General features: G+C 68.9%; 6 protein-coding genes and 1 pseudogene. 4 read left to right on the top strand and 3 right to left on the bottom strand.

From position 1 onward, the window contains the following. Nucleotides 1–592 (bottom strand): annotated as a pseudogene (locus tag QN345_RS12750) (hypothetical protein); the annotation flags it as partial. Between the two features lie 27 nt (nucleotides 593–619). Continuing rightward, nucleotides 620–2803 (bottom strand): S9 family peptidase, encoded by a 2184-nt coding sequence (locus tag QN345_RS12745; RefSeq protein ID WP_322135374.1) that lies wholly within the window; start codon nucleotides 2801–2803, stop codon nucleotides 620–622. Nucleotides 2804–2890: 87 nt separating this feature from the next. Here QN345_RS12745 and QN345_RS12740 point away from each other — a divergent pair, with 87 nt between their 5' ends. Further along, a complete protein-coding gene (locus QN345_RS12740; protein ID WP_322140920.1) occupies nucleotides 2891–3619 on the top strand; it encodes an HAD-IA family hydrolase in 729 nt (242 codons plus the stop codon). Between the two features lie 20 nt (nucleotides 3620–3639). Here QN345_RS12740 and QN345_RS12735 read toward each other — a convergent pair whose 3' ends face one another. Further along, on the bottom strand, nucleotides 3640–4026 hold the full coding sequence (locus QN345_RS12735) for a VOC family protein (RefSeq protein WP_322135376.1): 387 nt from the start codon (nucleotides 4024–4026) through the stop codon (nucleotides 3640–3642). A gap of 113 nt (nucleotides 4027–4139) precedes the next feature. On the opposite strand from QN345_RS12735, the gene QN345_RS12730 reads away from it, so the two are divergent. From QN345_RS12730 to QN345_RS12720, 3 genes are all read left to right on the top strand, one after another. After that, entirely contained in the window at nucleotides 4140–5444 is a 1305-nt protein-coding gene (locus tag QN345_RS12730) for an LCP family protein (protein WP_322135377.1), read from the top strand. Nucleotides 5445–5601: 157 nt separating this feature from the next. Next, nucleotides 5602–6414 carry a TspO/MBR family protein gene (locus QN345_RS12725; RefSeq protein WP_322135378.1) on the top strand — a complete coding sequence of 271 codons (813 nt, stop codon included), beginning with the start codon at nucleotides 5602–5604 and terminating at the stop codon, nucleotides 6412–6414. Next, nucleotides 6411–8096, top strand: coding sequence for a DHA2 family efflux MFS transporter permease subunit (locus QN345_RS12720; protein ID WP_322135379.1), 1686 nt, complete (start codon nucleotides 6411–6413; stop codon nucleotides 8094–8096). The genes QN345_RS12725 and QN345_RS12720 overlap by 4 nt, the downstream gene beginning before the upstream one ends. Nucleotides 8097–8221 lie beyond the last annotated feature (125 nt).

Below are 8221 nucleotides of genomic sequence, written 5' to 3'. Positions count from 1 at the left end.
TGGTCTCGACCGTTTCGTCGCTGACCGGGCTGACCATTCCGTACGCGGGTCTGATCTCCTTCGAGGGCACGGTCGCGCCCTTCTTCGTGCCGACGAGCGCGATCCCGAGCCGGCGCGCTTCGCCGAGGTGGGCCCAGAGCAGGGAGCTCTCGAAGTCGTCGAGGTAGAGCCAGTCGGCCTCCTGGTTCGTGTACACCCCGCGCACCGCGCGGTTCAGGGCCCAGAGTTCGCTGAGCCAGCGCTTGTGCTCGGGGTTGAGGGCGAGCCGGTTCACGTGGAAGCTCAGCTGGTTCCATGTCACGCTGCCACGCACCCAGTTGCCACGCGCGTTCAGGACGACCGGGCGCACGCCGAGCCTGAGCGTGCCGTGGCCACCGCGGAGGCTCGTGACCGTCTGCGCCGTCGGCCCGCGCCAGCGTTCATCGGTGCGCGGGGTCAGCTCGCGCAGCTCGAACTGGAGTCCCATCGCCGTCGGGGCGGCGGTTCCCGGGGAAGCCGCAGCGCTCCCCAGTACTCCGGCGGGCGGTCCAGCGGGGGTCTGGGCGCGCATCCGCCACCCCGGCGCCGGTGCAGGGGGCCCGGTCTGCGACATTCCCCCATGCTCTCACGCTCCCGCAGCTCAGGGCAGCGGATGCGCCCCGGCCGCATCGAGGATCCACGCGTTGTCGAAGGCGATTTCCCGCCAGCGGGCGTAGCGCCCGGACACCCCGCCGTGGCCGGCGGACATCTCGGTCTTGAGCAGGACATCCGCCCCGACCTCGCGCAGGTGCGCGACCCACTTCGCCGGTTCCACGTAGAGCACGCGGGTGTCGTTGAGGCTCGTGACCGCGAGGATCCGCGGGTAGTGCGTGTCTCGAACGTTCTCGACCGGTGAGTAGGACTTGATGTACGCGTAGACCTCAGGGTCGTGCAGCGGGTCTCCCCACTCGTCCCACTCGATGACCGTGAGCGGCAGCGAGGGGTCGAGGATCGACGTGAGCGGGTCCACGAACGGCACGCCGGCGAGGATGCCGGAGAACAGCTCGGGGGCGAGGTTCGCGACGGCGCCCATCAACAGGCCGCCGGCGCTGCGGCCCTCGGCGACGAGCCGGTCGGGCGCGGTGAGCCCCACATCGATCAGGTGCTGTGCGCAGTCGATGAAGTCGGTGAAGCTGTTGCGCTTCTCGAGCTCCTTGCCGTGCTCGTACCAGAGCCGGCCGAGTTCGCCGCCGCCGCGCACGTGCGCGATCGCGTAGACCAGTCCGCGGTCGAGCAGGCTGAGCCGGGCGATGCTGAAGGTCGGGTCGATGCTGATCTCGTAGGACCCATAGCCGTAGAGCAGGGTCGGCGCGGGTTCGCCGGGGGTGACCAGGTCACTCCGGTAGACGAGCGAGATCGGCACGCGGGTGCCGTCTGCGGCCGTCGCCCACTCGCGGCGCTGTTCGTACCTCGCCGGGTCGTACGCGCCGAGCACGGTCTGCTGCTTGAGCAGGCGGCGCTCTCCGGTCGCGACCACGAGGTCGTACACGGTCGACGGGGTGACGAAGCTCGTGTAGCCGAACCGGATCGTCGGTTGCTCCCACTCGGGATTCGCCCCTGTGCCTGCCGTGAAGAGCGGTTCGTCGAAGGCAAGCTCGGTGAACGTGAGCGGGCGGGCAGCGTCGGCGGGCGCAGCGGATGCCTCGGCCTCGGTCCCGAGCGACGCGATCGCCACCTGCGTCAAGCCGTCCCGCCGGTACTCGGCGATGACGAAGTCGCGAAACGCGTCGACGCCTTCGAGCCGGACGGATTCGTCGTGCGGCAGCAGCATCCGCCGGGGGCCGTGCGGGTCTCCGGCGGCGACGTCGACGAGTTCGAAGTTGACGGCCTGGTCGTTGTGCACGATGAGGAGCCGGTCCTCCCCGGCGAGGACGGCGTGCTCCACGTCGTACTCGACGCCGTCGCGGCGCGGCCAGACGATTGCGAACTCGCCGGTGGGGTCGCTCGTGTCGAGCAGCCGGGTCTCGGTCGTCACGCTCGAGCCGGCCTCGATCAGCAGGTACTTGCGGCTGCGGGTCAGCCCGATGCCGACCCAGAACCGGTCGTCGGGTTCGTGGAAGACCTGCGCGTCGCTCGAGGGGTCTGTGCCGATCTCGTGCCGCCAGACGGTGTCCGGGCGCCAGGCCTCGTCGACGGTCGTGTAGAAGAGGTAGCGGCCACTCGGTTCGAACAGGGCGTCTTCGCCGGTATCGGTGATCTCGTCGGTGAGATTCTCGCCCGTCGTGAGGTCGCGCACCCGGATCGTGTACCGCTCGTCACCCTCGGTGTCGACGGCGAAGAGCAGCCGGGTGGCGTCTGCGCTCACGTCGAAGCTGCCGAGGGCGTAGAACTCGTGGCCGGCCGCCTCGGCGTTGTCGTCGAGCAGCACCTGCTCACCGGGGAGGCCTGCCCGGACGGTGGCGGACGTTCCGGCGTCGGCGGCTTCGGGGTCCAGGATCGGCGGCGCCCAGTCGTCCGGGCCCGAGATCGGGGCGCGGCAGTGGATGCCGTATTCCTGGCCCTCCACCGTGCGGGTGTAGTACCACCACCGGCCCTCCCGCACGGGCACGCTGAGGTCGGTCTCGCGGGTGCGGGCCTTGATCTCGTCGAACAGCTGCTCCCGGAGCGGTGCGAGCCGCGCGGTGCGGGCATCCGTGTACGCGTTTTCGGCCTCGAGATGGGCGAGGACCTCCGGGCTTTCCTTGTCGCGCAACCACTCGTAGTCGTCGGTGAAGAGGTCGCTGTGGTGCAGGCGTTCGACGGGCTTCTTCGCGGCGAGGGGAGGGACGACGGCAGCTGTAGTCATGGTGTTCAGCGTACTGAGGCTGGAGACGAGGGAGAATTGGAGGAGTACCGAAGCCGGCTATCGCGGCTTCACGGAAGGAAACAGCACATGGAGCAGGGCCTCACCACCGCCGCAAGCATGACGGAGAGCAGCACGAGCACCAGCACGGATGGTGCAACAGGGCACGTTCTCCTCGGCCGGGTTTTCGATGCGGTCCTCTTCGATATGGACGGCACCCTGGTCGACTCGACGCGGGCCGTGAACCGGGCGTGGATGCGCTGGGGAGCCGAAGCGGGCCTCGGCCCGTCGTTCACCGGGGCCGAACACGGGGTGCCAGCCCGGCAGATGGTCGCCAGGCTCGTTCCCGAGGACAAGATCGAGTGGTCGATCGGCCGGGTACTCGAACTCGAACTCGACGACCTCGAGGGCATCGTGGTCCTTCCCGGGGCCGCGGAACTGATGCAGAGCCTGCCGGAGGGCCGCCGCGCCATCGTCACCTCGTGCGCCCGTTCGTTGTGCCTCGCCCGGCTCGAGTCGGCCGGCTTCCCGGTGCCGGCGACCGTCGTCACGATCGACGACACTCCGCGCGGCAAGCCGTTCCCTGAGCCGTTCCTGGCTGCGGCCGCCCGGCTCGGCGCCGACCCGCGTCGCTGTGTCGTGGTCGAAGACGCGCCGGCGGGCCTCGAGGCGGGTCGCGCGGCCGGATGCCTGACGATCGGTGTCGCCGGAACGCACACCATGGACCAGCTCGACGCCGATCTCGTCGTGCCGAGCCTCGACCGCCTGCGGATCAGCGTCCGCGACAACGGCGTCGTCTTCGAGCTCCTCCCCGAGTAGCCCCTCGGGGCAGGGGCCCCTCAGGACTGGTAGATCTCGAGCGGCAGGCCGTCGGGGTCACGGAAGAAGAACATCGCCTTGTGCGTGTTCGGGTCGACCCGCAGCTCCTCGCAGTCGACGCCCGTGCCGAGGAGCTCTGCGCGCGTGCCGGGAACGTCGTCGACCTCGAACGCGAGGTGGCGCAGGCCGAGCGCCTCCGGGCCGCTGCGCCGGGGCGGGGTATCCGGGAACGAGAACAACTCGAGGATGTACTCGCCGTTCAGGGCGAGCTTGCCCATCCAGGAGTCGCGCTCGGCCCGGAAGTACTCCGCCTCGAGCGTGCAGCCCACGACGTCGACGTAGAACCGCTTCGAACGCTCGTAGTCGCTCGCGATGATGGCGATGTGGTGCACCCGGTTGATCAGCATCCTCCCAGCCTGACACAGCCGTTTCTGTGAGTCTCATAGCCCGAGTCCAGAAAACACCCGGGACCGGCAACTATCGTGAAGATTTTGACCATGGAACGCAATAAGGGGTTTTGTTGACGAATCACAGACCCGAGGGTCGCGCGGACGCCCGCAGGCACGCACGGGCGGCAACGCTCATCCGCCATCGGCGCCGACCGAGCCGCAGCCACACGATGCTGACCCTGATCAAGGCGCTTGCGCTCACGCTCGCCGTCGTCCTCGTGAGCGGCGTCTCCGTTGCGGCCATCGCGGTGAGCCAATTCGCAACGAAGGTCTCCGCTAACGCGGTCGACATCTCCAACGGGGCGACCGACCTGCCCGCGATTCCCCAGCTCGGTTCCTTCGAGGGCGGCTTCAATGTCCTCGTCGTCGGGGTGGACAACTCCCTCACCCAGTCCGCAGCCTATGGCGACCGCACCGGCACCCTCAACGACGTCAACATCCTGCTGCACGTCTCCGCCGACCATAAGAGCGCGGTCGTGATCAGCATTCCCCGTGACCTCGTCGTCAACCAGCCGGCGTGCACGGACCCCGCTACCGGGAAGGTGGCGAAGGCCGCGACGTCCACGGCCATGAACGCGTCCTTCGGACGGGGCGGCCTCGGCTGCGTGGTCTCGACCGTTTCGTCGCTGACCGGGCTGACCATTCCGTACGCGGGTCTGATCTCCTTCGAGGGCACGGTCGCGATGGCCGACGCCGTCGGGGGCGTCCCGGTCTGCCTCAACGACGCGATCAAGGACCCGTACACGGGACTCGACCTTCCCGCGGGAACGAGCGTCGTCTCCGGAACCGCCGCCCTCGCCTACCTGCGCAGCCGCCACGGCGTCGGCGACGGCAGCGACCTGTCCCGGATCTCCTCGCAGCAGGCCTACATGTCCTCGCTGATGCGCGTGATGAAGAGCAGCGCGACGCTCACCGACGTGTCGAAGCTCTCGGCCCTCGCGACGGCCGCGGGGACGAACCTGAAACTCTCCACGTCCCTCGCCAACATCCCGACCATGGTCGGCATGGCGCTCGCCCTGAAGGACATCGACCTGAACCAGCTCGTGTTCGTGCAATACCCGTCGGCGACCGACCCGCAGGACACCAACAAGCTGGTACCGTCGACCGCCCTCGCCAAGAAGCTGTTCGCCGCGGTCACGGCCGACCAGTCCTTCACCCTCGACGCCAAATCCCTCGGCAACAGCGCCGAACTCGACCCGACGGCGGCGCCGGCCGCAACGCCGACGCCGACCCCCACCCCCACTCCCTCGGCCACCGGTGCGGCAACGGGCACTCCGACGCCTGCGGCAACGGATGCAGCTGCTCCCGTCGAGATCGCCGGGCTGCGCGGCCAGACCGCGAGCCAGCAGACCTGCTCGATCGCCTTCAGCTACTGATCCAGGGGCCCGTCGAGCCCCTCCGAGCGCACTCCGCCGAGTGCACCCCGATGATTCGCGAACGAGGGATCACGGATCAGTGGACCCTGCGCTGTTCTTTCGCCCGCCCTGGTGCTAACGTCATCTTGTTCAGTTGACTTATATCTAGGAGAGTGAGATGAATTCTCGAGATCTCCGGCGGCAGGTCCTCGTCGTGATCGGCGCGCTCGTCGCCCTCGTCGGATCCTTCATCGGGTCAGGTGCCGCGGGCGGCACTCCCATCCAGAACGCCGCCGGCGGCGCGCTTGCCGCTGACGCGACCCTGATCGCCCCTGCCGTCCCCGCGTTCGCGATCTGGACGCCGATCTATCTCGGCCTGGTCGGGTACGCCATCTGGCAGTGCCTGCCGGCGCAGCGGAGCGATCCCCGTCAGCGTCTGCTCGGATACCCGGTCCTGGCGTCCCTGATCCTGAATGCCGCGTGGATCCTGAGCATCCAGTTCGACCAGCTGTGGCTCAGCGTGCCCGTCATCGTGGCCCTGCTCGCTGTCCTCGTCTGGACCTTCCGGCTCACCCTGGCCTCACGCCCGAAGAATCTCGTCGAAACGATCCTCCTCGACGGGACCATGGGCCTCTACCTCGGCTGGGTCTGTGTCGCGACCGCTGCGAACGTGACCGCCGTTCTCGTCGTCGCCGGCTTCACGGGCTTCGGGCTCGACCCTGACCTCTGGGCGGTCGCCGTCATCGCGGTCGCCACCGTCGTCGGCGGGTTGCTTGCGATCAGCGGTCACGGCAGGCTCGCCCCTGCGGTCTCCCTCGCCTGGGGGCTCGGCTGGCTCGCCGTCGCACGGCTCGGCGGAACACCGCCTTCCGTGCCCGCCGGTGTCGCAGCCATCGTCGCCGTCGTTCTCGTGATCGCCCTGACCGTCGGCGCGCGCCTGCGCATGGCCAAACTTCCCGTCTCCCCGCCGACCCGAATGGTAATCGCATGACCGACCAGCACCCAGCCACCCCCACTGCCTCCGCCCGGGCTGAGTCCCCGCGCCGCCGGTGGGCCGGCCTCGTCTTCATCAGCATCGCCGTCGCGCTGATCATCGTCGACTCGACGATCATCAACGTCGCGATCCCCTCGATCGTGCGGGACCTCGCGATCACGTCGACCCAGGTGCAGTGGGTTCAGGAAAGCTACACCCTCGTCTTCGCAGCCCTCCTGCTCGTCTTCGGCACACTGGCCGACCGGTACGGGCGCCGTCGCATCCTGATCCTCGGCGTCGTGCTGTTCGCCGCGGCATCCGTTCTCGCGGCGCTGGCGCAATCGGGCGACCTGCTGATCGGCGCCCGCCTGATCCAGGGCATCGGCGGCGCCATGGTGCTCCCGACCACCCTGTCGCTGATCAACGCGAACTTCCGCGGCCGCGACCGCGGCATCGCCTTCGCGATCTGGGGCTCCACGATCGGCGGCATGGTCGCGGTCGGGCCGCTCCTCGGCGGCTGGCTGACCACGTACTTCTCCTGGCGCTGGGCCTTCGGCATCAATGTGCCGCTCGGAGTGATCATCGTCATCGGTGTGCTCGTCTTCGTCTCCGAGTCGAAGGATGCCGGCGAACCCCGCAGGGTCGACGTCGTCGGCGCCGTGCTCTCGGTGCTCACGAGCGCCAGCCTCGTCTTCGGACTCATCGAGGGACGCAGCTACGGCTGGTGGCTGACCAACAAGCCCATGGTGATCGGCGGCTTCACCTGGCCGTATTCGATTTCCCCGATTCCGGTCGCCTTCGCGATCACCCTCCTCGCCGGCGCGGGGTTCATCCTGTGGGGCCTCTCCCGGCAGCGCGCAGGCAAGACCACCCTGCTCGCATTCTCACTGTTCCGGATCGCTTCATTCCGCAACGGGAATATCGCGGCGCTGATCGTGTCTCTGGGAGAGTTCGGCATCATCCTGTCCCTGCCGCTCTGGCTGCAGAACGTGCTCGGCTACGACGCGCTCCAGACCGGGTTCGTGCTGCTCGCGCTCGCGATCGGCTCCTTCGTCGCGAGCGGATTCGCCGGCGCATACGGCAACCGGGTGTCCCCGGAAACGATCGTGCGGGTCGGAATCGTCCTGGAGATCCTCGGCGTCGCGGGGCTCGGCCTGGTGATCACGGCGGACGCCAGCTGGCTAGCGATCGTGCCGTTCCTCTTCGTCTACGGGATGGGTGTCGGCCTCGCGACCGCCCAGCTGACCGGAGTCGTGCTCAAGGACGTTCCGGTCGAGAAGAGCGGACAAGGGTCCGGCACCTCCTCGACCGCGCGGCAGATCGGCTCCGCGCTCGGCATCGCGGTGCTCGGCACCGTGCTGTTCACCTCGGTTGGCGCCTCGCTCGACGCGAAACTCGCGGACGTGCCGGGGCTGCCGGAGTCGGCGCGCACCCAGGTCGTCGACGCGGTCGTGGACAGTGCCGGAGCGGCGATCCCCGCCCTCGAAGCACAGAGCCCTGCCGTTGCAGCGGCCGCGCGCGATGCCTTCAGCGAGGGCACCCGGTACTCCGCGTTCGCGGCCGCCGGATTCCTCGTCCTCGGCCTGCTCGCGACGCTGCGGCTCTCGGGAACGACGCCGCACCGCGACGGACGTGAGCCAGAAGCGGATGCCGGCGGAGAGGCATCCGCCGCCGTCACCACGGCGGGCGAGCCGGTCTAGCGCAGCGGACGCCGGGGCAGGGGCCGCCTCAACGCCGGGTCTCGGCGGCTAGGAGCGTGAGTCAGTAACGCCTATTCGGCTTTGATGCCAATGAATGCCTCCGATGTCGTCGGGTTGGGTTGGGG

Origin of the sequence: Cryobacterium sp. 10I1 (assembly GCF_035019805.1) — a bacterium.
Lineage (GTDB): Bacteria > Actinomycetota > Actinomycetes > Actinomycetales > Microbacteriaceae > Cryobacterium > Cryobacterium glucosi.
This window is presented reverse-complemented; position numbering and strand designations above follow the sequence as displayed.